Origin of the sequence: Lysinibacillus odysseyi 34hs-1 = NBRC 100172, assembly GCF_001591965.1 — a bacterium.
GTDB classification, from domain to species: Bacteria; Bacillota; Bacilli; order Bacillales_A; family Planococcaceae; genus Lysinibacillus_B; species Lysinibacillus_B odysseyi.
In genome coordinates this window covers 63,172-86,668 of record NZ_BCVX01000001.1, presented here as the reverse complement: position 1 = coordinate 86,668, position 23,497 = coordinate 63,172, and the positions used below count along the sequence as shown (strand labels likewise).

Genomic DNA, 23,497 nt, shown 5'->3' with positions numbered 1-23,497 from the left:
AGCAAAATGCTGATTCATCTCGTAGAATTAAGGGATGAATCAGCATTATTCTTTAGAAAATCCATTATTGCCCAAATACACCATCGCGGATGATTTTGCTCGTGACATGAACATTCACTTTTACACTAGGATACATTGTTTCTCGATCTTCACCATCAGTAGCAGCATTTCTAACATGATTATCATAATACTCCCTAAACCCGAAAATATCTGAATTTATATCTTGGGTATATGAAATAATACGGGAAAGTTCTTTCTCTATTTTTTTGCTTATTTCTTTTTCAAGCAATTGTAATGCTTCTTTTTTCTCAATTTGAACAGCCTGATCAATCTCAGTCAAGCGAACATTTAATTTAATAGTTAAATCAAATTCAGGTGTAGTTTTATCAGCTAATGAAATTTTATGTTTAGAATTTATCGCATCAAGCGCGATTGGTACTTCTTCTGGTAAATCCCCCTTAGAGACAGAAGTTAGATTTTCCCCGTCCAACGCAAGTTCAAAGGTACCTTTATCGTAATCATCTCTAATCATTTTTACATAAAAAATATCCTCAGCCGGAAGGCGTCCAACCATGACATCCTTTTTAAAAAAAGCAATGCCTGACATTTCTATTACTTCCTCTTTTCTTTTAATGATTGGCAGCACAAGCTCATGGTTGGGTGAATAATAATCCCGTGCTGTCTCGTGAAGAGTGGAGGATGTTGATTTTTCCTGTTCAATATTATGCTTCAGTAAATTGAAAACGTGCTGGCTTATATCCGGGATGTTTTGATATTGATATTCAAGAAAGTCTTTTGCTTTCTCTTCGACAATGCTTAAATAAGCGCCATTACTGATCTCCGGATTCATCAATAAATTATAGAGATATTGTCCAATACCGGCTTCTGCTAATTCTTCTCCGAAGAGGACGACCCTTAACTGTCCTGAAGCTACTTTTTTTGAGGCCTGCAAACCGATTTCTTCTCGTGTTCCTTTACTCGTTTTCGCGTGTGCTGAAATCGTTACTACATTACTTTGGAATTCAGGGTTGATCTGCCTAACGATAACAGTAGAATTAACCTCATCATCATCTCCAAAATCATAGCCAATAAGTGTTGTTAAGCTTAATCTTTCAAGAATCTTTTGCTCTGCACATCCTGCTAATATGACGAGAAAGCTTAAAATGAGAAGCCAACTTTTTCTCTTTTTCATTATTGGATCACCTGTGTTTTCCTAAATTTCCTTCTGAGCAGGGCGAGGAAATATAAAAGAATAGGATAGATAAAGACCGCAATAAAGCCGACATGCATAAAAATTCTGTTAACTTCATCTAACTGCGTAACTGTTTTGGCAAAGAATGAAAGGATAAACATTAACCCGCTAAAAGGCCAAATGAATGTAGCCAAACGTATTTTAACAATACTGTTTATTCCCCGGTAGACAGCCCATGCATATAAGCAAAGATTTGGTAAGATAATGATCACGCCAAAACAGATCATAAAGATATCTATACGCTCAACAAACGGTAAACGTACTACACTCAGCATTGTCAGCGTAGCCCAGAGTGTTTTTGAAAGTTGCTCCCCGCTGAAATAGACTAATGACACGAGTAAAATTGGAAAATAAATGAGCAATGTGGCGAATAAACTTAAATGGGTATAGCGTTTTACGTTCTTTTTATCTTTTATAAAAGGGTAAATGATATTAATGATCTCAAACCCCACAATTGTAAATGTCATGGAGTAAGTGCCTTTCAATATGCTTAAAATATCGCTTTGAAAAACAGGCAGTAAATAATCGATATTAGCATATTTAAGCGGGGGGATGAGCGAGAACAGCCAGAAAAATGTCAGCACAAAGCTAAAAAAGCTAACACCGACAATTACTCTAAAATCCCCTAAAAAGGCATATACAAGAAGCAACAGTAACGTAGCTGCTAAAAACCAAGGGCTTAAATTATAGAAAACCCATGTATTGATTACTTCAATGTACATTTTCAATATAAGAAAAAATATAGAACCACTATAGGAAATGTATAATATAGTAAGGAAATTGCCGATCAATTTTCCGAATACATCTTGATTGATTTCATAAAGATCTTTAGTTTGGTATAGCTCCAGAGTTTTGATCATAATAATGGCCGATAAATGTGCAAGTATAAAGCTAACGAGCACCGAAATCCAGGCATCCTGCTTTGCATGGAGGTATAGTTGCTGCTGGAATCCCATGACACCCACACCAACCTGATTGGAACAAATGACAGCTACAATCAAAAAGGCATTGATTTGTTGGGGCGGACTAATAGAGGCTTTACTTTTCATTCTTTCATCACATCATCTCTTTGTGGCTTGTCTTTTTCTTGCATCACTTCTCGGTTAAATGTTCCATTGCTCGTAGCTCTTGTTTTTAATAATCCGATTGGCAATCGGATAATTGCCGTTCCCCAATCAAGAATCCGCGGTGGATATAAAGGTGATAAATAAGGCGCACCTAAGCTGGATTGTCTTAATAGGTGAATGATCAACAAGCAAAGAGATAACATAATCCCGTAATATCCCCAGAAGCCTGCTAAAAAAATGATCGGAAATCTTAAGAGCCTAATGACATTACCCATCATGTAATTTGGTGTTGTAAACGATGCTAAAGCACAAAGCGCAATAATAATGATGAGGATGTTACTCGTAATCCCCGCCTGAACTGCTGCTGTGCCGATTACAATCCCGCCTACAATCCCGATTGTTTGACCTACCTTTGTCGGTAACCTTGCTCCTGCTTCCCTTAGCAGCTCAATAATCAATTCCAAAATAAGAGCCTCGATAATCGGCGGAAAGGGAACAATGGCTCTTGATTCACTTAACGGTACTAGAAGGGGCTGAGGTATGATTTCATAGTGAAATGTTAATGACGCGACATATAAAGGCGTTAAATAGATCGATAAAAAAACCGCGTTAAATCTCAATAACCGGATAAACGTAGCCAGCTGCCACCGAAGGTTTTGCTCTTCTCTACTATGGAAAAATTCTAAAAAGGAGGTAGGGCATAGAATAGCCATCGAACTCCCATTTACAATAATCCCGATTTTTCCGTTCAGCAGGCCGTCGCAAAAACGGTCGGGCCGTTCTGTTAAAAGCATTTGAGGGAAAATAGAGTAGGAATTATCCTCAATTAATTCAGCCAGCATAGCACTATCGATTAAATCATTAATATTAAGGTTGTTTATTCTTTCACGTACAATTCGGATATTTTGCTCTGAGGCAATGGAATTTACATAAATCATCGAAAATACCGTATTTGTCTGCTTCCCTACCGAAAACTCTTCTATACAAAGATTGGGGTTTCGGATAAAGCTACGGACAAGTGATACATTCGTGCCCAGACTTTCGTTAAACCCTACTTGGGAACCAATTACCTGTGACTCATTTTCCGGTGCAGATAATGAACGATTTTGGATGCTGGCGATATTTGCCAGTCCAACTTCACAATATCCGTCTATATAAATGATGACAGTGCCGGCTAGCATATCATATATAATCTCTTTTTTTTGCTCTGTCAGCTTAAGCCTTGGAATGGGCAAAATTCGTTGCAGCTCTGTAGGCGTAATAGGCTCTGTATGTTCTACTACCGTAATGAGGTGTTCCTCCAATATCCTTTTGTCCACTAAATTTTCTATAAAAGCAATCACAATACTTTCTGTCACTTCTTTAATAATTAAATCAGCAGGAGAATGGGTAATTTTCTTTATTTCATCAATAAATTCCTGTTTTATCGGAGAAAAGGTACCATTTATATCTAATCCTTTGTCATCATCGGACGGTATGTGATCATTCTGTTTTTTCTTTCCAAACATGTACAGTCCTAGCTCCTTCCTTGATGATAGAATAGACTTTCCGCCATTGATCTATACGCTGATTTTGGTATGATGCTAATAAAGGGGCAAAATTCTTTGTAGGTCATCTTGATTACTCTTTTATCATTAGTTAAATCACCTGGTAAGCTGATTTCTATTGCTATAGATGGATCGCTTTACACAAGAATATTGTGACGGTATTAAATGGTTTTATACAAAAAATTAGGGAAATAGGGGGATGAGGATGAGGGAAGAACAATTATTTGAACAAATGAAAATGTGGCGTAAATGGACTGTGGAATTTCTTCGCACTATACCCGTGGAGTTAGCAGATGAAATTCCGCCTGGTCACCAAAACAGCATCCGCTGGAACACTGGTCATATCTTGGTAGGGTGGGATAATACGATGTTCCGGGCTGTTAATATGGAAAGACAATTGCCTCTTTCCTACCATTTACTATTTCCCAGTGGGAGTAAACCAGGAGATTGGTCAGAGCAGCCGCCATCGATGAAGGAACTAATAAAGAAGCTGGAAGAACAGCCTGCCCTTATTGAGCAGGCGTGCAGGGGACACCTTGATGAACCACTTACAGCATCTTTTTTAGGTATGAGAACATTAGGGGATATGGTCATTTTTCATATGAACCATGAAAACCTGCATATGGGAATCATTAAAAGTATGAAGCAATCGCTTTTATGTAGATGATCTCCTTACTGGTTACACAAATAGATGAGTCAGAACAGTAAATAGCTCTTTACGAAATAAATAGTTTTCAATAACAATGAAAGGAGAGGCCGCATTTTTAGTAGCCTCTCCTTTATTTTGCTCTAAAAAAATTAAACATCTCTTTCTAAGAAGTACAGTTTTTGTATAGAAACAATATTACTTCAAAAAACAATGAGGGCTGTCATCGCAAGAGAGAAATGCAGATTGGCTATGTAAAACGCCCGAACAGTGCGTCTTTTCGTTAGGGGTGCAATAATGAATTTCTTTCTTACTCTTCATTAGTAAAGGCGGCCTTGTTCACATAAAAAAGCTGTTTGGAAAGATAATAAGAACACAATCCATGAAAGGAGAAAGGGACATGAAACGGACTTTTCTTTTCATAATACTTCTTGTTATTCTATTTCCTTCAGTCCCATCAGCGGATCTGGAAAAACAGGTAAAAGCTGCCTTTATTAGGGAGGGGAATTTGTGGACCTTAATAGGTAATCAAGAAAAACAGGTGACAGATTCGGGTAAGGTGTTCGCCAAACCGCAATGGTCGAAAGATGGAAACCTGCTGGTGTATCAAGTTGAAGCACCTTCTATAATTTATAAGGGTGAATCACAGTCCGAATTATGGACCTACAATATGAAAACGGGGGAGAAGAAGAAAATTTTTTATGATGGCTCTTCGCCAAAATGGGCACCCCATAAAAACGTCATCGCTTATAATGACCGAGGGATATTGGATATATCAGATTTCAAGCGCTTCTATAATATCGCAACCGGAGTCAATGATTTTACGTGGCTTCCGGACGGTAGCGGTTTTCTCCTTTCTTCATCCGGCACTCTTCGCCCCGATGGATGGTCAAGCGCTGCTTTGTTCACAAAAAAAGTCGGCGATAATTATGAAGACATTGTTCTTTTTGGCGGAGTGGAACCTTTCTTTACATTGCCAAGGGAAATCGGGACAACCGAAAAGAACAAACTAATTGCCGTATATGCCGAGCAGCTAAACTACTCCCCGAGCGGCAATTGGATTTCCTTTGTAGTGACCCCAACTGCCTCATGGTCTATGGATAGCGATATGGTTTGCATCATTGATAAGGAAGGGGAAAATTTCGAAGTATTAGACGAGATGATTTTACAGGTAGGCCAGCCTAAGTGGGCACCGTCAACTGATACGCTGGCGTATATCGCTGGGGGCGGAAGAATTGTTTTTGGTTTTAAAAACAAGGACTTAAAGGTAAAGGAGATGCCTGTTTCAGGGACATATACGCCTGACAATTTCGCAGATCTTGATTTTAATTGGATTACTGATAAATTACTCGTAGCCTCGAGAATAAAAGAACAGGATTGGACAAACGACTTCAGTAAGCATCCGCTTCCCGTGTTATATTCCATTGATATTGACACGAATAAACAAACAAAAATAACCAATCCTCCAAAAGGGTATGGGGATTATGCCCCACAGTTTGTCTCAACCATTCAGAAGCTCGTTTGGCTAAGGGGTTCCTCATTCATTGAGACGAAGAGAAATCTTTGGAAGGCCAATTCGGATGGTACAGAGGCAACGGAATGGCTTTCCGATATAGAAGAGATTGTATTTTACGAATAGCTGGAAAAGCATTCCTAATAACAGAACAGGAAAAATCGAGCTATTTTACTTTCGCTATTATAAGGAATCCTCAGAGCTGTATTTCAATTTTAGTGCAAAATCATGCTTTGCCTATTGAAGTGAAAATACGGGAAAGCCAGCCTCCCGCAAAAGGCTGGCAAATTATCTATTGAGTTAATTCCGTTCTATTACCAAAAGGCAACACTTGTGAGGAAGTGATCTAGAATAGAGCGTGCAAGTGTGGAGGAAACATAGAATAGCATCATAAATGAAAGTATGAAGTAGACTATGTAGGCGTAAAAGCCGTTGACGGATCGGGAAAATTGCCGCACTGCATCGACTATTACAAAGGCGCCGATCAATAGGCAGACAAGCATAACAGCCATACCAAAGAAGAAAATAGCCAATTTTGTAGCACCGACAATTCCTAACAGTAAGGATGTTACATTCAGCATCACAACAGCAGGATAAAAGCCTGATATCGTTTTACATGTTCCTAGAATTCCTTTCGTTTCGGAAAAGAAATACATAACTAAAAAAGCAGCAGCGAAGCTCATGACGATAAACAAGCTGTAAAGCAGACTCATCGAAAGGAGGAAGGTTCCTTTATTCACCAATACCCCAAGTACATCTTCGGTAATGGCATAGGCAGCAAGGACAGCAGAAAGCAGCAAAAGAATGAGTGTAATGATAAAAGTTTTCGTAGCAGGTGGTGCGGCAAGTGATTCTGTCGGATTTTTTAATGTTGTCTTGAAATATGCGATATAGTCCTGCACCTCCACTTGGAATCTGTTTGGCTGTGAGTCAATCTGCTGCCTGCTGGACCGTCTTTTCGGCTGATATCTTGTGGCTGATTCTGTAGCAGGAACCGGAGAAGAGTTCATATTCTGGTCAATGCCGACAAGTAAAGCGGTGCCGCAGCCTCCACAAAAGTTACCTTGCTGCTGTTCATAGCCGCAAGCCTGGCAATTTTGCATTCTTTCAACCTCTTTCTACATTTTTTCATAGAGCACTGGCAGGAGCGGATTTAAGGAATAAAGAAATCGATGGTCTTTAGAACCTTTTGATAATCTTCCTGTAATTGACTCCATACAGCATCTACCTGATCCTTTAACGTGTGTATATTCCATTGACCTTTTTTACGCTCTTTAACCCCAGGAAATTCAAATACAAGCTCATTGCTCGTTAGTGGGAGTTCGTTTGAATGCAGTTCATTACCGTTTTCATCTTTCGCTACAATTTTCAGCTTCAGCTTTTCATTAAATGACACCGGGGATAACGACTCAATCTGCGAAATATACTGATTTGTTGATTTTCCGTTAATATAAAGCAGTCCATCGTAATCTGATCGGAGTTTTACTGTTTCACCTTGTATAATTTCTTCTAATTTCACCGACTGTTTTTTTCCCATTGAAGAAGGGACAGTGAAAGTTCCTTCACCTTGTACAGGCAGAATGGTAAATTGTGCATCATATGAAATAGGATAGTCGCCGGGAATGAAGGTACCCACTTTCACAAGCTGTTCTTTAGATGCTGAGTATTCTTTGCCAGCCACCGTAATAGCCGCATCTTTAGGCAGGGAGATCTCAGTTTCCACTAGCAGCGGAGCGATGTCAACCGAGTTATAGAACAGCAGCTTCGTATGCTTAAGTACCAATAAATCGCCTGATGCAAACTGACTGCTGCCCCAAAGCTCATCAGTTTTTGTTTTAGCGACACGTTCTGCAGTGTTTAACAGATCATCGATGGATGCCGGGATATCCTCAGAGCTAAGAAATCGGAGCAGCTGTTCGGGCGAACCTTGTATATCCGGCTCTTTTACGAGCAGTTCATATAATGCATCTGCATCCTTTTTTTGCAGCACCTGCTCAAATGACCGAATCTTCTTTTCGGGATCTGCCAAAGTGGAGAGAACAAGATGCCCGATGACAGCACAGAGTACTACAAGGCTCAACAGCATATAACCTTGCTTTGTCCGCAATTTTTGCCAGGCAGACGATGGTTGCGGCTGTTTAGGCTGTTCGTCCATAATTTCAATTCCGCAAGTTAAACAGTAGCGGACTGTATGTTTCAAGCCGGTACCACAGTTTGTACAAAATTTCATACCGATCCCCTTTGTTGTATTGTGTTTAGGAGTACGGATGCACCGCACAGCTTGTCTGGACTCTCTACAATACAACATACATATTCGATTATAAGCATGAAAATTCCGGTTTTATTTCTTTTTGGATGTTCAGCGGGGGGAAAAACATTATCGGCAAAGGCAGGCGATATAGTAAAAATCCTTACAAGTGTATATAAATTGCGCAGACGATTACCGGAAGCAAATAATTTTCGTATATGCGCCTCATTGGATAACTAAAAAGAGGTTTATTATATTTTGTGACAAAAAACGATTAGCCCGAGATTCAGCCATGTCTTCGGGGAGGTGCCACTTTTTATGTCATGCTTCTCTTCCATGTAAACTGTTAATTTATTGATCTGTATGTAGTCCAAAAGTGGAGGATTTGAAGAGAGGCGTTCTTAAGTCCTGTGTTCTTATGCCTAATTTTGGATAATTTTTATAAGCAACAAGAACCGAATTTGTCGTTTCAGCCATTTCCATATTTATGGAGGAAAACGCTTGCCTTATAATAGAAATAGAATGAGGAAAGGAGTTGATTGCATGATAGGACAAATTAAAGAGGTAGAAGCCGAATCAATCACTTCATCTATTCCCTTGCAGCAATTAATTGAAAGAATCAAATCGTTACATGGCCTCATAAGCCAAAATACGTATATTAAAGATACATCACAACGCTTAAAAAGAATTATTGATGATGCAAACACTCCTACTACGTTCCTAGTGATCGGAAAAGAGAGGGCAGGAAAATCTACGATAATTAACGGGCTATTAGGCCGGGAAGTTCTATCCGTACATAATGAGCTGTCTACAAGTGCAAATACGTTTATCAGATACGGAAAGGAAGAATGTATCAAAGCGGTATTTCTCGATGGCATGGTAGCTACGTTTGATATTGATAGAATGGAGTTATTAACTACTTCGGATGCAGAAGTTGCCCAAATAATCCGTGAATATATTGATTATGTCGAGGTTTATATTGATCATGAATTTTTAAAAAATGTCACGTTTATAGATTCCGTTCCTTTAGAAATGCCAACTGAGCATTCCGCTTATTTTTCGGAGACCCTTGTTGAACGGACAGATGAAATCTTTTGGGTCATTCGGAATGGGGAGGAGGCTACCTATGCAGAGCTCGCGCTGTTAGAAAAATACAACCAGCGCCAGATAAAGCCTCATTTCATTATTAATGCAATCGATAACGGGGATGCGGATGATTTTGTTGCATCTGAAAAGATCCGCTATGGTGATCAAGCAGGTTATATGTATCCTGTTTCTGCGAAAAGGGCATTGCTGGCCGGACTGACGCAGGATTCAAAGCTGCTTGAGGAGTCAGGCTATTTGGAGCTCATGGAATTGATTGCAGCTTTATCAGAAAATAAAGGGAAAAAGATAGAGCATATAATCGACCGGTTCATTAATTGGCTCGGGTATTTTTATAAGGAAATCGAATGCATCAAAGAAAGAGAGCCATTCCAGTCCGCTATAGCCAGCTTAAAGCAGTATGCTGGCGACGAAGAATTTGAATATACCCGGCAGCAGCGCGATATTGCTTTATTAAGCGCCTATAAGCAGGAATGCCAGCAGGTGTGCAATGTATTTAAATCTGTCGAAACGCTCTATCAGCTGTTGCAAAAGCTGACGAGCGAACTTTATTTGCGCGATGAGAAGATTGAAGAATTCGAATATTATGCGCTCCACTATCAGCAGTCCGTCCGTGAATACCGAAAGCTTCATGTGGAGTATATGCAGGCATATGGAGTGCTTGACACACAGCACCGGAAAGCATTCGGCAAAGGCATTGAAAAGGGGAGCCCCGCCCAGTATAGCGACAATATTTCGGTGATGCGGGAGAAACGCCTGCTAGATGAGCTGCAAACAAAGTGCGCGGCGCTTTATAACACAATAAAAAGGCATGAGGCAATTGTGCTGGAGAATTTATACAGTACTCAAAACCATTTAGTTGAGCTCGCACAAAAAAGGCTTTCCGGTATTCTCCGCCAAGTGGAGGATTTGAACGGACAGCGCAAGCGTGAAAAGAAAGAAATAAGATCCTCAATTGAAAAGGTGTTGGAATTCAGTTGTTTGGAGGATGCTCAGCGCTTTATCGCTGAAGCAATCAAGCCCTATTTACTGAATGGGACGCTTGGCCTGTCTGGAAAGCAGGAAGTAATGATTGAACATATGGTGGATAAAATTCTAGCAGTCGATCTATCACAGGAAGAAGTCAAGCTACCGCCTGGTCAAGCAGAAGATTTAACGCTTTCCGAGGAATTCGATGCTGGCATTACGGTATACCCATTAAGTTTAACAGAGGCGGATGTCGTATCAGATATTCCGGAACCGCCAGTACCACTGCACGTATAAGAAAACGGTGCAAACCCTAAACGTGGTTTGTGCCGTTTTTGTGTTTGGAGAGGTTAATTATTGTACATAGTTCAGTATGGGATTCGATGCAGGATTGAAATGCTTATGCTCCTGCAGTGAAAGCTGGTGTTCTATGATAAAATAATGAGAGATTTAATGGTGTTACGGATAATCAAGCCAATAATTCATAAACAAAGAAAGGACAGCCCCATAATGGATCACATATCAAATGCAGAAAAAGCAGAATCAATAACATCCCTCGATTCAACAATACGGAAATGCGAAAATGCCTTAGCTCAGATGACTCAAAAAGGAGCCAATACTACGCTGTTAACAAAACGGCTCAATGCCCTTTATATAGGCTTGGCATTGCTGGAAAACATTTGGAACGAAAAACCTCACCAATATTCACGAGAAGAGATTGCAGAGGCCCGCAAGATTCTTACTGGTTTATTCCCGTCAATTCAGAACATTTATGCTAAATCAAAGGCAGGCAGTCCTCAAAGAACACTTCTAGAAAGAAGAATAAAATCATTGGAACGGGCTGTTCAGGCAATTGATGATCTGCTCAATAAATAGAGCTGATGATATTAAATAAAATAATAGGCAGCTATAGTCTTCATACCAGTAAAAAAAGTGATGAAAGAACATACATTTTATTGTAAAAAATTCCTTGTTATTATAGAATCGAATAAATACAAGGAAGAGAAGAGTAGCATTGTAATGTTCTTGCAGAGAGCCCGGTTAGGTGAAAGCGGGCAGGGCGGACCAGTGTGAAGCAAGTCTTGGAGTAGCGCATGGGATTTCGAAAGAGTGATCATGCGACGGGCTCTCCCGTTATAGAGAAGCAGTATAAGCCCGTAACGGCCGTACTGATTGAGGCTATGGATAGTAATATCCTGGTGAAATAGGGTGGCAACACGTGTCGATTATTCGAATCCGTCCCTAAGATGAGAATCTTGGGGGTGGATTTTTTATTGCTCAAATTAAGAAAGGGGCTTGAATGATGACACGTGTAAAAATATTGCTGCTATTAAGTATGTGGATATCCAATGTTGGTGAATGGGTTTACTTTATTGCCCTGAATATGATTGTCCTGCGCCTTACCGATTCGCCGTTTGCCGTCAGTATTTTATACATGCTTACACCAATGGCGGCTCTGATGACCAACAGCTGGGCTGGTACACTTATTGACAGGATTGATACAAAAAAAATATTGGTTTTTCTCAATATAAGCAGGGCTATTTTTGTTCTCCTTTTATCTACTACTGCAAATCTACCGCTGATTTACGGGATTTCATTTATTCTGCAAATGCAAAACGCCTTTTTTACAACTGCTTCTTTTGTATACATGACGCACTTAATTCCACCTTCCGAGCAGCAGCGTTTTAATGCTTGGAAAAATTTTGTTCAATCCTCGGGATTTATCCTCGGCCCTAGTATAGCAGGTCTATTATTTTTAACCGGCATTCCTCAGCTGGCAATCGTAGTGAATGCAATAGCTCTAATTATATCAGCGGTGGTGCTATGTCGCCTGCCAAAAGGAAAAGGGGAGCATGCCATATACGAGAAGGTTACGATACAGGTAATCTTCCAAGATTGGAAGAGTGTATTTCATTACACTAAAGCGAACTGGTTTGTTGGCAGTATTTATAGTTTAGTCAGCCTTATGATTGTGTGTATGACTGCCTTAGATTCCATTGAAGCAGCATTTGCTCAAACAGAAGTAGGCTTGACGGAGCCAAAATATGGGCTGTTAGTAAGTATGGCTGGTGTTGGGTTTATAGTAGGTTCTCTTATCAATGCGAAATGGACGTGTAGTCCGCGTTTGTCAATGAAATATGGGGCGATCTTCATAGCAATAGGTTATTTGACGTACGCAGGATCACGGCAATTTTCTACTGCAGCCATTGGTTTTTTCATCCTCACATTTGCCCATTGTTATGTAAATATCGGTTTTTTAACATATATCCAGCGGGCAGTACCGACGGCGCTTCTTGGAAGGTTTACGAGTAGCTTTAGTTTTTTAGAATCAGTAGGTGCTCTTTTGCTCGTACTGGTATTCGGGGCAGCAGCTGAACAAGTTGGACTAAGACCTGTTGTTCTTATGGGAAGTATCGTTCTTTTAGGTATAGGAATATGGTTGGCGATGCTCGTTAGCCGTACTGCTGGAGAATAATGCCGGATTAAAAAACCGCCCTCAGTCTGAAGGAGGGCGGTTTTCAATAGTCTTCTTCATTTTCTTGATAAATGCCGGATCACTTAGCACCTTTAGCTGAAATGCGTTCAGATTACGGGACAGTATAATTTGCTCAAAGAAAGATAATTCATTCAGTAATAAAACGATCTCTGTTTGATTTTCCTGCTTGTCTGTCGCATACATTGCCTTCGTCAAAACAAACTTGGTGGAACCACCCTTTTGACCGGCGTGTCGAAGCCATGATTGGTTTTGCGGATTTTGCATAAGCTGTTCGGTAATCGGGTCTAAATTGGCATGTACTTTCGGAGGGAAATAATCTTTGCTATTTAATTTGGCCATTAAAGAAGCATACTCTGCAGCTGTCGCACGGGGTAAACGATCCGACCATACCTTTTGTACGTCAGCTGTTAAGTATTGCTGGATGTGCTTAATATCCTCCTTGCTTGGAGACTGGGTAAGCCAATTTGTATGAATGTCCATAGCACGTTTCCTGTATTCTTCCATGTCCATCTTCTCCAGTGCTGCTGCCAGCTGCTTTTTTTCTATACCGCGTTCTTGTATGAGCTGTACCGGAATATAAAGGGCGCTGACAAGAGGGTAAAGTTCCTCATGCTGCGAAAGGCCAAGTTTTTTTATAAGATTGTTTATATTCTCCAAACCGATTTTATAAATCAAATAATCCGTATTGGCATTTGAGCTATACAGCATCATGCCGTTAGCAACTTCTTTTAACGGAATACTGTTGACTTTACCTAGGCTGTCCAGCCAGGCTTGATGTGCCCCGCCATCTGTTTTGGGAATATAAAAATTCTGTAGTTTGGCAATGGGCACGCTTTCCCCTGCATCCAGTAATCCATCAGCGACTGCTTCCGCATAGGCAATCGCTACGATAAATTTAACTGTACTAGCGAGCGGTAAGGTTTTTGTTGGATTTACTTCAACGATTACTTCACCATTTCGTTTTATGACCAAAGCGGCCTGGCCGCTCTCTTCCTGTTTTTTAACATGTTCATAAATTAAAGCGGGATTCGACTTGTTGATTTGCCAGATGAATAGTCCCACAGCTGTACATAACAGAAATATAAATATGGCAGCCACGTATTTCATCGTATAACGCTCCCTTCCTATTATACTGTTACGTAGGATCATCTTAGAAGGTTTCAACTTTTCAGACTTATTATAAAATTATAAATTCCTATAGTGAAAATATATTTTTTTCAATATCGGATAGATTAAAAGGGCTGAATGCCTCATACCGACCAATGAAAGAACCGAACAAGATCCCAGTAAAACAATCAAAGTCTCTGATCGCTACCGAATTTTCTGTAATATTTTGTGAATACATAATTGTCAGCTAATAAAAAAAGTGATAAAGTTATACCCAATACATTCTAAAGGCGTTGAAAAGGAAAGTACGTAAGAGGTAGTTTGATAGAGAGCTTCTGATGGTGGAAATGAAGCAGATGAACCTTACCGAAAATGACCTTGGAGCTGCGTACCGAACCAATTGGTGTAGGCTGCGACGAGAAAGGCACTCGTTACAACAGCGGCAGTATGAACACGTACTGACAGAGGCAAATAGTGTGAGCTATTTGTGAATTTAGGTGGTAACACGAAACTATTCGTCCTAATCGTAATGATACGGTTAGGGCGTTTTTTATTTTTAGGGGGGGAAACTATGAGTATTTTTATTGGAGGAGCATGGCCATATGCGAATGGATCATTACATATCGGCCATATTGCGGCGTTATTGCCGGGCGATATTTTAGCAAGGTATTACCGGCAGAAAGGGGAGCAGGTTCTGTATGTTTCGGGCAGTGACTGTAATGGGACGCCGATATCGATTCGGGCAAATGAGGAGCATACGACAGTGAAGGCAATTGCTGATAAATACCACCGGGAATTCACCGAAACGTTTGAGAAGTTAGGGTTCACCTATGACCTGTATACAAGGACCGATGAAACCCATCATCACAAAACGGTACAGGAAATGTTTTTAATACTTTTAGAACAGGGCTATCTCTACAAGAAAAAGATAGAACAGGCGTATTGTCCGAATGATCAGCAGTTTTTACCGGACCGTTTTGTCGAAGGAATCTGCCCGAACTGCGGGGCAACAGCGAGGGGAGACCAGTGTGATCAATGCTCAAAAATCCTCGATCCGCTTGATTTGCTAGACAAGCGTTGTAAAATCTGTGGAAGTACACCGGAAATCCGGGAGACAGAGCATTTTTATTTCTCCTTTAGTGCGTTCCAGAAAAGGCTTGAGCAATATGTAGCAAAAGCAGAATCGGAAAAACGATGGCGGGAAAATGCCTTGCTGCTTACGAAGCGCTATTTGGCAGAAGGCATCCCGGACAGGGCCGTCACAAGAGACTTGCCAAACGGAGTAGATGTTCCGGTGCCGGGCTTTGAAGGAAAGAAAATCTATGTGTGGATTGAGGCAGTCGCCGGTTATTATACAGCGAGCGTAGAATGGGCAAGACAGCACGGGGAAGATATCAAACAGTGGTGGGGAAAAGACGCCGCTTCCTATTATGTACACGGAAAGGATAATATCCCGTTCCATACGGTTATCTGGCCGGCCATTTTAATGGGCATTGGTACTCCAGCCCTACCGTCCCGTATTATTTCCAATGAATATATGACATTGGAAAAGAAAAAAATTTCGACGAGCAGAAACTGGGCGGTTTGGGTACCTGAACTGCTGGAACGCTACAATCCGGATACGGTTCGTTATTTTCTTATTATGAACGCTCCGGAAAACCGGGATACCGATTTTTCCTGGCGGGAATTCATCTACAGCCATAATAGCGAGCTTCTTGGGGCGTTTGGCAACTTTGTAAACCGTACATTGAAGTTTATCGAAAAATCTTTCAACAGTACAGTACCCCAGGCAGACATTGATGAAAACATATTGCATAGTACCCGCGCTCTGTATCAAACAGCGGGGGACTTCATTGAAAAAGGGCATTTCAAGCAGGCGTTGGAATCTATCTTTGAATATGTGAGGGCTGCCAACCGCTATTTCGACGAACGCCAGCCGTGGATTCAAATAAAGGAAGACAGTAAAGGCTGCGAGCAGACAATGGCTGCATGTACATTTATTATCTGTAACCTCGCACAGCTGTTGCAGCCATTTCTTCCTTTTGCTGTAGGGAATGTAAAGCAAATGCTTCAAGTAAATGAATACTCTTGGGTCATTCAGGAACAGCTTCCTCAGCGGTTGAACGCTGTATATCCCCTTTATGAACGTTTGGATGTCCAGTTGATTGAAGAGGAGACGGCAAAGTTGGCAATGGAATATGAAAAATAGAAGAGCTAAAAGGCATCTAACATTCTCAATGAAACGTAAAAACGACTCAGATATCTGAGTCGTTTTTAGTAGTTATTTAGAGTGAACAGGGGTACTATATTCAATTCCTTCTTCATCTTTAATTATTCGTTCTCCGACTTTTGTGAAAGTAAGTGAAACTCCTTCATCAGCCGTAATATAATATTTAGCGCCTTCTGTTTTTACTTTTGCATTAGTGAAAATTTTTTCAATCTGTTTACCGGTTCCGCCGCTTATCGAGGAAATGATACTATCAAGGCTGGATTTTCTTTTAGCTTCTTTATCATAGATACCTGTAATCCTCAAGTCATTACCAAATAACCCTATGCTTTGGTTTTGGCTGCTGGTAAAAACGTTGTCTTCAAAATCACTAGCTTTAGCGATATAGGCTTCATTTTCAGGTGTAGGTTTGCTGGTGCATGCTGCTAATAAAAGAATCAAACTGAGAAACAATAAATACATTGAATTTTTCTTAAGTTTATTCATTACCAAAAACCTCCTAAAGTGGATTGTTTATTATTACTTACGAGTGGAAATATATAAAGTTTCAAATAAATTTGGATAATTATTGCTTCTAGTTCGGTAATTATCTTTTATACATAAATTTTATAAACTCATTAAGATAGTCTTCTTTTATCGAAAAACCTGCTACATCCAGATTCGCTTGTAATCAATCCGCCCATGGGAGTCAAATTGGATATTCTCGTAATGAAGGTTCCGACGAATGTATTGGCGGTGTGAACGGTGATTCAATAATTTCAGGCAATACGCATTTCGCAGTTCTGCTTCAATAGAACAGATGCTGTCCATCATTTCGTTAGTCTCGTCCTGATGTGCTACTTTCTCGCTGAGCTCTGTTATCATTTCCTGCAGTTCATCTGTTGCCATATCAAGTATGGTTGTAGATGAACCTGTATAAAGGGCGATTAACGCTAGCAAAACATCTGGACCGAGCGCATAGCCCCCAACGAATACATCATAGCAGAAAGATACATCGGTTAAAGGCAGTCTGAGATCGACAAGCTCCAATGTGCTTTCAATGCCATAGTTTTCAAGTACCTTTTGAAAAATTCGCGCTTCCCGTTCATGATTGACACCGTCACGAATTTGCTGGAAGCCGATTTTTAATGGAGGGAACTGTTCGGCGGGGATACGTACCTTTGCTGCCTTTGTTTTTAGAATTTTTCCGTATTCCCAACTATAGGCAGGAATTTCCCGCCGTTCTTTAATAAGATATTCATGCTCGTCAATAAGGGCGTAAATCGTTTCACGATACAGTGGATCGGCTAGAGGACCTGTTCTCATATTGAGGGAAATGAAGTCAGCTCCGTCTTCGTTAAAAACGAGTTCAGTTGATGGTGTTGCTTCGTGAAAAGGTGTAAACGAAATACCAAACCCGGCATCTGAATCAGTGTAGAGAATTTCAATTCCGTCAATCCATGGACGCTGCTTAAAATAGTTTGGAAAGACGTTCAGCCGCAGTTTCTCATCTGTCTCCGTTACAAACTTAAAAGGACCGCAGCCGATTTTCCCTTGCTCCTGAAAGCGCGGGAGAATAGCCGTCCGGTAGCTGGCCAGACATCTCGGCAACAATGGAAAAGCTTTCGTAAGGGTGATAATACACTCATAATCATGCAGGACGTCTATCTGCTCATATGTAAAAAAGGAATCCGTAAAGGAGGCTGCTCTTTCAAGGGACCATTTGATATCATGTGCTGTAAGCTGCTGATTGTTGTGGAAATAGACACCCTTCCTTACGATGAACCGCCAAGTCCGGTTATCTTCTGTTTCATAATGAAATAAAAGGTTGGCCTCTGCCGTTTTCGATGCTGGATTGTAGGAAAAAAGCGTTTCATGCAGCTGCTTTGCAAAGTGTCGGTCATGACGCGACAGTCCGTTTAATGGATCAAAATTCACATCAACTTTGTAAAAGGGCTGCCGGAAAATATGCTCGTTTGTCGGAAGCTGCTGGACACCATACCGATCCATTAGCCATTTTTCAGCAACGGGGTGATGTAATAGCTGCTGGGACATCAATAATGTATAAGCCTCGTGAAAATGCTCCTGTTGCCAAAGAGAATCAAACACATGGTGAATAGCCTCAAGCTTTGTCCGTTTCAACGTTAGAATCGGTTTTTTTCCTCTGCCGCGGAAAGCCTCCCATGATACGGCCTTTTCATTGGCCAGACGCTGGATAATGGTTTTTGCATAACGGGTCGAACAGGACCAAATAGCAGCAAGTTCCTCGATGGAGGTATACGTTGGCTGCTGTTCAGGAAAATGTGAATAAAGCGCTAATTCATAATGCATAGCGGGCTCCTTTTCTAAAAAGGTGAACACAATATTTAGAAGTGAACACTTTTTGTTCTCTTTTTTCTACTGTACCCTTGAAAAAGAGGTGATTCAAGATGAATTTTTACACAAATAAGACATTCCGCCAGCTATACAGCATGAATATACTCGCAGCTGTAAGCTCCACGATTTATACATTCATCATTCCACTCGTGCTATATGATCTGACGAAATCAGCCCTAGCAATGAGTACGATGCGAATGATGGAATTTTTGCCAAATGTCTTATTGGGGATGATTGTAGGAGTCATCGTCGACAGGTTAAACCGTAATATTATGCTTATCTACGGGGGCTTCATTCGATTTGTTCTTTCGATATGCTTACTTCTTTCAATTTCTGCTGAACAAACGACAGTCTGGCATTTATATGTTCTCGGCTTTTTGCTTTCGACGCTCGGCTATACAGTAGGGAATGCTTCAAACGCCATTACCCCGCAGTTATTTGAAAAGTCATTGATGACAGATATTCAAGCGAAATTCTCGCTTATATTTACGATCAGCTCCATTGTCGGCCCTTCCATTGCCGGAATGCTGCTAGTCTGGTTCAACTATGATGCTTTTTTATGGCTGTATGTCATTTGTATGGGAGGCAGCTGGCTGATTGCCTGTAGGATTGAAAAGACAGAGACCCCCGTACACCCGCAGCAGCAATCGATATGGGCAGATATAAAAGAAGGAGTAACGGAGCTTGTCGGTAACAAGCAGTTGTTCACACCGACAATCACGATTCTCATCAGTAATTTTGCATCCAGCTTAATTATTGGTGTGATGACATTTTATGTGATTGATATTTTAGGAAATACAAAGGAACAGCTCGGCCTGATGTATACAATTGCAGCTATCGGAGGCATATTCGGGGCCAAGCTGATGAAACCGCTGCGCAACCGCTTCAGGCGCGGACAGATTTACTGTTCTCTAGTTCTTATCGAAGCAATCGTGCTTACCGTATTCTTCTTCGCTCACAGCTGGTGGCTGCTCGGTATCCTGCTTGCACTCAGAACATGTATAAGCGTGATGACAAACATCATCTATTTAGCAATCAGACAGGAAACGACGCCGAATCATTTACTTGGAAGAGTAGCCGGTACCTCCTCCATGCTTATGAAATTAGTTATTCCACTCGGCTTGATGATCGGCGGTATGTGGGCGGAAGTATGGCCTGTGCCATTTATTTTCATCATCTCCGCATTAGCGGTACTCATGAATTTCTTTTTACTCAGAAAAGCAAAGTTTAGTGAAATTGAATAGAAAAAAACGGGAAAATAACGTGCTATAGTAAGTAGTGTGGGATGAAGAAAATAATCGAAAAGAGTACGTATTGAATAGAGAAACGTAAAGGGCGGATATCAGATAAAGCTAGAGCGTTTTCAGTATTATATAAATATGTCAGCAGATACATATAATAATTGAGCAGGTGTTGAAAAAATAGATTGTCAAAGAAAGAAAAAGTGCCAGATGAGTTTAGCGTAGTATGATTTTTCGGTATTAACGTTCATGGTACTACGTAATCACTTCGTATTTGACGGGAATGTGAATACGCAAGACGAACCCCTATTGGAGGCTATGGATTTGAAACAAACCATTTATTTACTTAGACATGGAGAAACTGAATTTAATACAGAGGACCGGTATCAAGGAGAGCTTGATTCACCATTAACGGCTAATGGTATTGAACAGGTAGAACATAATGCAAGATTGCTGAAAATGCTTATAGACAAACCCGGAGAGTGGGAGTTATTTTCAAGCCCATTAGGAAGAGCGCAGCAAAGCACTGAGATAATGTGCCAGGTGAACGGTTTTGATAAAGGCAACGTAATAACGGATGATCGATTAAAGGAAGTTTCTGTCGGTAAATGGGCAGGTTTGACTATAAAAGAAATCGAAAAATCTTGGCCGGAACTTATGAAAAACGCGAATGGCTACAATTGGTATTTTCAATCTCCTGATGGAGAAAGCTATGATTCAGTTGTAAAAAGGGTATCAGAATGGCTGCATTCTATACGCCATAAGGAAAAAGTAATTGTGATGTCACATGGACTAACAGGTAGAATAATTAGAGGAGTATATCTAGGTTTACCAAAAGAACAATCCTTAGTTTTAGAGGTAGCCCACAATACGTTCTTTAAGCTATCCGATAGGAAGATAGAAAGGTTCTGCTCAGAGTATGATGAATTTTATTAGATATTGTTGCCGTATACCATATTTCTAAAAGTCAGGAAGCAATGAAAGCCACGAGAATTCAGCTTGAAAATGACCGGGCAACGTAAACGATCAAGTAATTAAATTTCATACGTAAAACAGACATAACCCCGCTCTGCATTTAGAGCGGGGTTAAAACATATGGCTGTTTACTTCGGTCTATAAAAGAGTATGTCCGTGAAGCAACGTAAAAATAATCAGTCGTCTAAAGTGTCAAGGGTGGTATCCATTATGTAAGTATGTACTTTTCGAAAGAAGGTTGGCCCAGGTAATGAACGATTAGATGATTAAATTAATAATAACAAACGTATAATTAAAATAATTAATTTTTAATTTAAATAAAATTAATTTTTGTTATTTACTTTTTAAAATTGTTTATTGTATAATTAAGTTAACCTAAAGAAAGGAATTTCAATATGGCCTATAAAGTAATCACAAATTGTCCTGTCTGCAATGATAAATTAAAAATTACAAAGCTGCATTGCTCCCATTGCCACACTACGATTGAAAATGAGTTTGAATTTTCTAAGCTGGCCTCCTTATCTCAAGAACAGCTTCATTTCGTGGAGGTATTTTTACTTTGCAGAGGGAATATTAAAGATGTTGAAAAGGAGCTTGGTATTTCGTATCCAACGGTGCGAGGCAAGCTGGCAGACATCATTTCATCGTTAGGATATGAAGAGAAGAAGAAAAATGAAGTAGATGAGAAAAAAGTTGTGACGATGCTGGAGAATGGTGAAATTACGCCCGAAGAAGCGATTAAGCTTTTAAAAGAGGAATAGGGAGGAGTTTATTTATGAAAGAGGAAATCACAAAAGTCTTGACGATGGTGCAGGAAGGGAAAATTGATGCAGATAAAGGTTCAGAGTTGATTCAAATTTTAAAGGATAAAGAAGAAACAAGTAATAAGTTTTTAGAAAAACCTGTTAAATATTTGGATAAGACATTGAAAATCCGGGTCATCTCCGCCGAAAACGATAACGTTACGGTGAATTTGCCGATAAAGCTTGTTAAGGTAGTCTTAATGGCGGGCCACAGCATCGCAGCGAGTATTCCCCAATCCGAAAAGTACGTAAAGGATATAGACATCAGCCTTATTATGGAAGCCATTGAAAACGAATTAGACGGCCAAATTGTTGATATTAAATCGGCAAACGGCGATATCGTTTCAGTCTTCATTGAGTAGTGATCTGCCTATGATGAATGTAAAAGTGAAAGCGAAAGATGTTCGTTTTACAATCCCTATTCCATACGCTATTTTAAATATTGCAATCTCCATTTTGACATCAAAATTTATACAGCAAAATGCAAACAAATGGACAAAGGAACACTTCGAAAAAAATAATATCGATTTTGCCTTTCCGCACATAGATAAAAAAATGCTTAAGCCAATCGTCAAGGAACTGAAAAATTATAAAGGAATCGTGCTCGTAGATGTAAAGGCGAAGGACGGTACCGAGGTGAAAATTAGACTGTAACCAATGATAGAATATACCAAACAACGCCTGCCATTTAAATGAAGAAGCCTGATTTCTCCCTTGCTAAACCGAGAAAATCGGGCTTTGTTTATTTATTATCAATCCTTTAACATTAAGTTATTAAACCCTCTGCAGTAATCCATCCCAATCATATCCGTTCCTTTAGGGAAAAACCGCTTTCCGGCCGGCTACTTAACTAACATTTTTACCTATTTTCTCCTTATAAAAGTTTATAATGATTATAAAAGCAGCCCGCTTCAAAGAGCCCATTAAATATTTTAGAAAGAACTATTACCCGGGCTTTGGCAGAACAAGCGTGCTTGAAGCATCAAAATTAATGAAACAGCATATGTGAAGGAGCGAAGAGATATGGACACATTTTTTAAGCGGTGTATAGCGTTACTATTCGTCTTTTTATTAACCGGATGTATAGGAGAAGATTATGATTTTTCTCCACCTACTGTTACCGTCTTTACTCCAAACGGTACTAACAACGACGAAACTTTAACAGAAGCAAACATCGATTGGAGTTATGATGAAAAATACAATAAAGAAACGAAGGATATTCAGTCATTAGCAATAAAACAAAACGTTATATATTTTAATGCAGGAGAGCTGGTTGCTATAAACTTTGAGGATGGAGATTATCACCCGGATGGGATACATGTTTCCCTTTGGCAAGGAGAAAAAAAGATTGATTTAGAATACCAAAAAAGCAGCCAGGACTTCTACTTACCGAAAGAAAAAGGTGAATATATACTAGTGGTTGACATTGATACAAATCATAATGGAAGCGCCCAATATGTTGGGAATATTGTTATTCGGTAATTGGAAGAGTAAAAACAAGATAGAAAAGAAAAGGGGAGACCACTTTGAAAAAATGGGATGGATCGGCAGCCGTTGTCATAAAAGAGGGAAGGTTGCTGATGGTGAGAGCAAAGGGCAGCTCTGCCTGGTCGATTCCTTCCGGCGGCATAGAAGATAACGAAACCGCAAAGGCTGCGTGTTGTCGGGAAGTATGGGAAGAAACCGGCTATCGTGTAAAAGTAGAAAGTTCATTATTTGTTAAAAAGGCAGTAAAAGAAAATTATGATGTGACGACCTATTATTTTATGTGTACATATATAGGCGGGACGATACGGTATCATGATCCAGACGGTTTGATTGAGGAAGTAGACTGGAAAAGTAAAGAACAACTTCATACTATAGAGCTTCTTTATCCGGAAGATGCTGAAATGCTGCAAGAACTGCTGAGTAACGAGGCATCACTCTATTAAATGAAAGGAGGACATAGC

The 23,497-nt window shown here is 40.1% G+C and carries 21 protein-coding genes and 2 other annotated features; of the genes, 13 read left to right on the top strand and 8 right to left on the bottom strand.

Annotation, left to right across the window (positions count from 1 at the left end; genetic code table 11):
• Positions 1–64 precede the first annotated feature (64 nt).
• The 3 genes from BOD01S_RS00430 to BOD01S_RS00420 are packed head-to-tail and all read right to left on the bottom strand — an operon-like array spanning position 65 to position 3,827.
• Positions 65–1,192 carry a Ger(x)C family spore germination protein gene (locus tag BOD01S_RS00430; protein ID WP_036159414.1) on the bottom strand — a complete coding sequence of 376 codons (1,128 nt, stop codon included), beginning with the start codon at positions 1,190–1,192 and terminating at the stop codon, positions 65–67.
• A complete protein-coding gene (locus BOD01S_RS00425) occupies positions 1,192–2,301 on the bottom strand; it encodes a GerAB/ArcD/ProY family transporter (protein ID WP_036159412.1) in 1,110 nt (369 codons plus the stop codon). The genes BOD01S_RS00430 and BOD01S_RS00425 overlap by 1 nt, the downstream gene beginning before the upstream one ends.
• On the bottom strand, positions 2,298–3,827 hold the full coding sequence (locus BOD01S_RS00420; RefSeq protein ID WP_052125026.1) for a spore germination protein: 1,530 nt from the start codon (positions 3,825–3,827) through the stop codon (positions 2,298–2,300). Before BOD01S_RS00420 ends, BOD01S_RS00425 begins: the two co-directional genes overlap by 4 nt.
• Before the next feature lie 244 nt (positions 3,828–4,071).
• Here BOD01S_RS00420 and BOD01S_RS00415 point away from each other — a divergent pair, with 244 nt between their 5' ends.
• Positions 4,072–4,533, top strand: coding sequence for a DinB family protein (locus BOD01S_RS00415; protein ID WP_036159410.1), 462 nt, complete (start codon positions 4,072–4,074; stop codon positions 4,531–4,533).
• Positions 4,534–5,020: 487 nt separating this feature from the next.
• Entirely contained in the window at positions 5,021–6,151 is a 1,131-nt protein-coding gene (locus BOD01S_RS00410; protein ID WP_233153061.1) for a TolB family protein, read from the top strand.
• Between the two features lie 188 nt (positions 6,152–6,339).
• Here the strand turns inward: BOD01S_RS00410 and BOD01S_RS00405 are convergent, their stop codons facing one another.
• Both BOD01S_RS00405 and BOD01S_RS00400 read right to left on the bottom strand, forming a co-directional pair.
• Positions 6,340–7,128 carry a hypothetical protein gene (locus BOD01S_RS00405; RefSeq protein WP_036159406.1) on the bottom strand — a complete coding sequence of 263 codons (789 nt, stop codon included), beginning with the start codon at positions 7,126–7,128 and terminating at the stop codon, positions 6,340–6,342.
• Between the two features lie 50 nt (positions 7,129–7,178).
• Entirely contained in the window at positions 7,179–8,255 is a 1,077-nt protein-coding gene (locus BOD01S_RS00400) for a TcaA 3rd/4th domain-containing protein (RefSeq protein ID WP_036159404.1), read from the bottom strand.
• Positions 8,256–8,816: 561 nt separating this feature from the next.
• Between BOD01S_RS00400 and BOD01S_RS00395 the strand changes: the two genes are divergently transcribed.
• From BOD01S_RS00395 to BOD01S_RS00385, 3 genes are all read left to right on the top strand, one after another.
• Positions 8,817–10,640: a dynamin family protein gene (locus BOD01S_RS00395; RefSeq protein WP_052125025.1), complete on the top strand. Its 1,824-nt coding sequence runs from the start codon at positions 8,817–8,819 to the stop codon at positions 10,638–10,640.
• Between the two features lie 213 nt (positions 10,641–10,853).
• Positions 10,854–11,219 carry a hypothetical protein gene (locus BOD01S_RS00390; RefSeq protein ID WP_036159762.1) on the top strand — a complete coding sequence of 122 codons (366 nt, stop codon included), beginning with the start codon at positions 10,854–10,856 and terminating at the stop codon, positions 11,217–11,219.
• 112 nt (positions 11,220–11,331) lie between these two features.
• Positions 11,332–11,590 (top strand) — a binding site (T-box leader).
• Positions 11,591–11,646: 56 nt separating this feature from the next.
• Positions 11,647–12,819 carry an MFS transporter gene (locus BOD01S_RS00385; RefSeq protein WP_036159402.1) on the top strand — a complete coding sequence of 391 codons (1,173 nt, stop codon included), beginning with the start codon at positions 11,647–11,649 and terminating at the stop codon, positions 12,817–12,819.
• 21 nt (positions 12,820–12,840) lie between these two features.
• Here BOD01S_RS00385 and BOD01S_RS00380 read toward each other — a convergent pair whose 3' ends face one another.
• On the bottom strand, positions 12,841–13,947 hold the full coding sequence (locus BOD01S_RS00380) for a serine hydrolase (RefSeq protein WP_036159400.1): 1,107 nt from the start codon (positions 13,945–13,947) through the stop codon (positions 12,841–12,843).
• Between the two features lie 284 nt (positions 13,948–14,231).
• Positions 14,232–14,473 (top strand) — a binding site (T-box leader).
• Between the two features lie 45 nt (positions 14,474–14,518).
• Between BOD01S_RS00380 and metG the strand changes: the two genes are divergently transcribed.
• Positions 14,519–16,156, top strand: coding sequence for a methionine--tRNA ligase (gene metG, locus BOD01S_RS00375; protein WP_036159398.1), 1,638 nt, complete (start codon positions 14,519–14,521; stop codon positions 16,154–16,156).
• A 72-nt stretch (positions 16,157–16,228) separates the two neighbouring features.
• On the opposite strand, the gene BOD01S_RS00370 is transcribed toward metG, so the two are convergent.
• Together BOD01S_RS00370 and BOD01S_RS00365 are read right to left on the bottom strand one after the other, a co-directional pair.
• Entirely contained in the window at positions 16,229–16,660 is a 432-nt protein-coding gene (locus BOD01S_RS00370; RefSeq protein WP_036159396.1) for a hypothetical protein, read from the bottom strand.
• 162 nt (positions 16,661–16,822) lie between these two features.
• Entirely contained in the window at positions 16,823–18,484 is a 1,662-nt protein-coding gene (locus BOD01S_RS00365) for an ABC transporter substrate-binding protein (protein ID WP_036159393.1), read from the bottom strand.
• A gap of 98 nt (positions 18,485–18,582) precedes the next feature.
• Here BOD01S_RS00365 and BOD01S_RS00360 point away from each other — a divergent pair, with 98 nt between their 5' ends.
• The 7 genes from BOD01S_RS00360 (at position 18,583) to BOD01S_RS00330 (ending at position 23,479) form a co-directional block, all read left to right on the top strand.
• Positions 18,583–19,773, top strand: a complete 1,191-nt coding sequence (locus BOD01S_RS00360) for an MFS transporter (protein ID WP_036159391.1) — start codon at positions 18,583–18,585, stop codon at positions 19,771–19,773.
• A gap of 315 nt (positions 19,774–20,088) precedes the next feature.
• Positions 20,089–20,706 carry a histidine phosphatase family protein gene (locus tag BOD01S_RS00355; protein WP_233153060.1) on the top strand — a complete coding sequence of 206 codons (618 nt, stop codon included), beginning with the start codon at positions 20,089–20,091 and terminating at the stop codon, positions 20,704–20,706.
• A 434-nt stretch (positions 20,707–21,140) separates the two neighbouring features.
• The gene (locus BOD01S_RS00350; protein WP_036159387.1) at positions 21,141–21,506 is read left to right on the top strand and encodes a DUF2089 domain-containing protein; all 366 of its coding nucleotides are present in this window, start codon (positions 21,141–21,143) and stop codon (positions 21,504–21,506) included.
• A 14-nt stretch (positions 21,507–21,520) separates the two neighbouring features.
• Entirely contained in the window at positions 21,521–21,910 is a 390-nt protein-coding gene (locus BOD01S_RS00345; RefSeq protein WP_036159385.1) for an SHOCT-like domain-containing protein, read from the top strand.
• Positions 21,911–21,920: 10 nt separating this feature from the next.
• Positions 21,921–22,202, top strand: a complete 282-nt coding sequence (locus BOD01S_RS00340) for a hypothetical protein (protein ID WP_036159383.1) — start codon at positions 21,921–21,923, stop codon at positions 22,200–22,202.
• A gap of 369 nt (positions 22,203–22,571) precedes the next feature.
• On the top strand, positions 22,572–23,030 hold the full coding sequence (locus BOD01S_RS00335; protein ID WP_036159382.1) for a hypothetical protein: 459 nt from the start codon (positions 22,572–22,574) through the stop codon (positions 23,028–23,030).
• A gap of 44 nt (positions 23,031–23,074) precedes the next feature.
• Positions 23,075–23,479 (top strand): NUDIX domain-containing protein, encoded by a 405-nt coding sequence (locus BOD01S_RS00330; protein WP_036159380.1) that lies wholly within the window; start codon positions 23,075–23,077, stop codon positions 23,477–23,479.
• Positions 23,480–23,497: the final 18 nt, after the last annotated feature.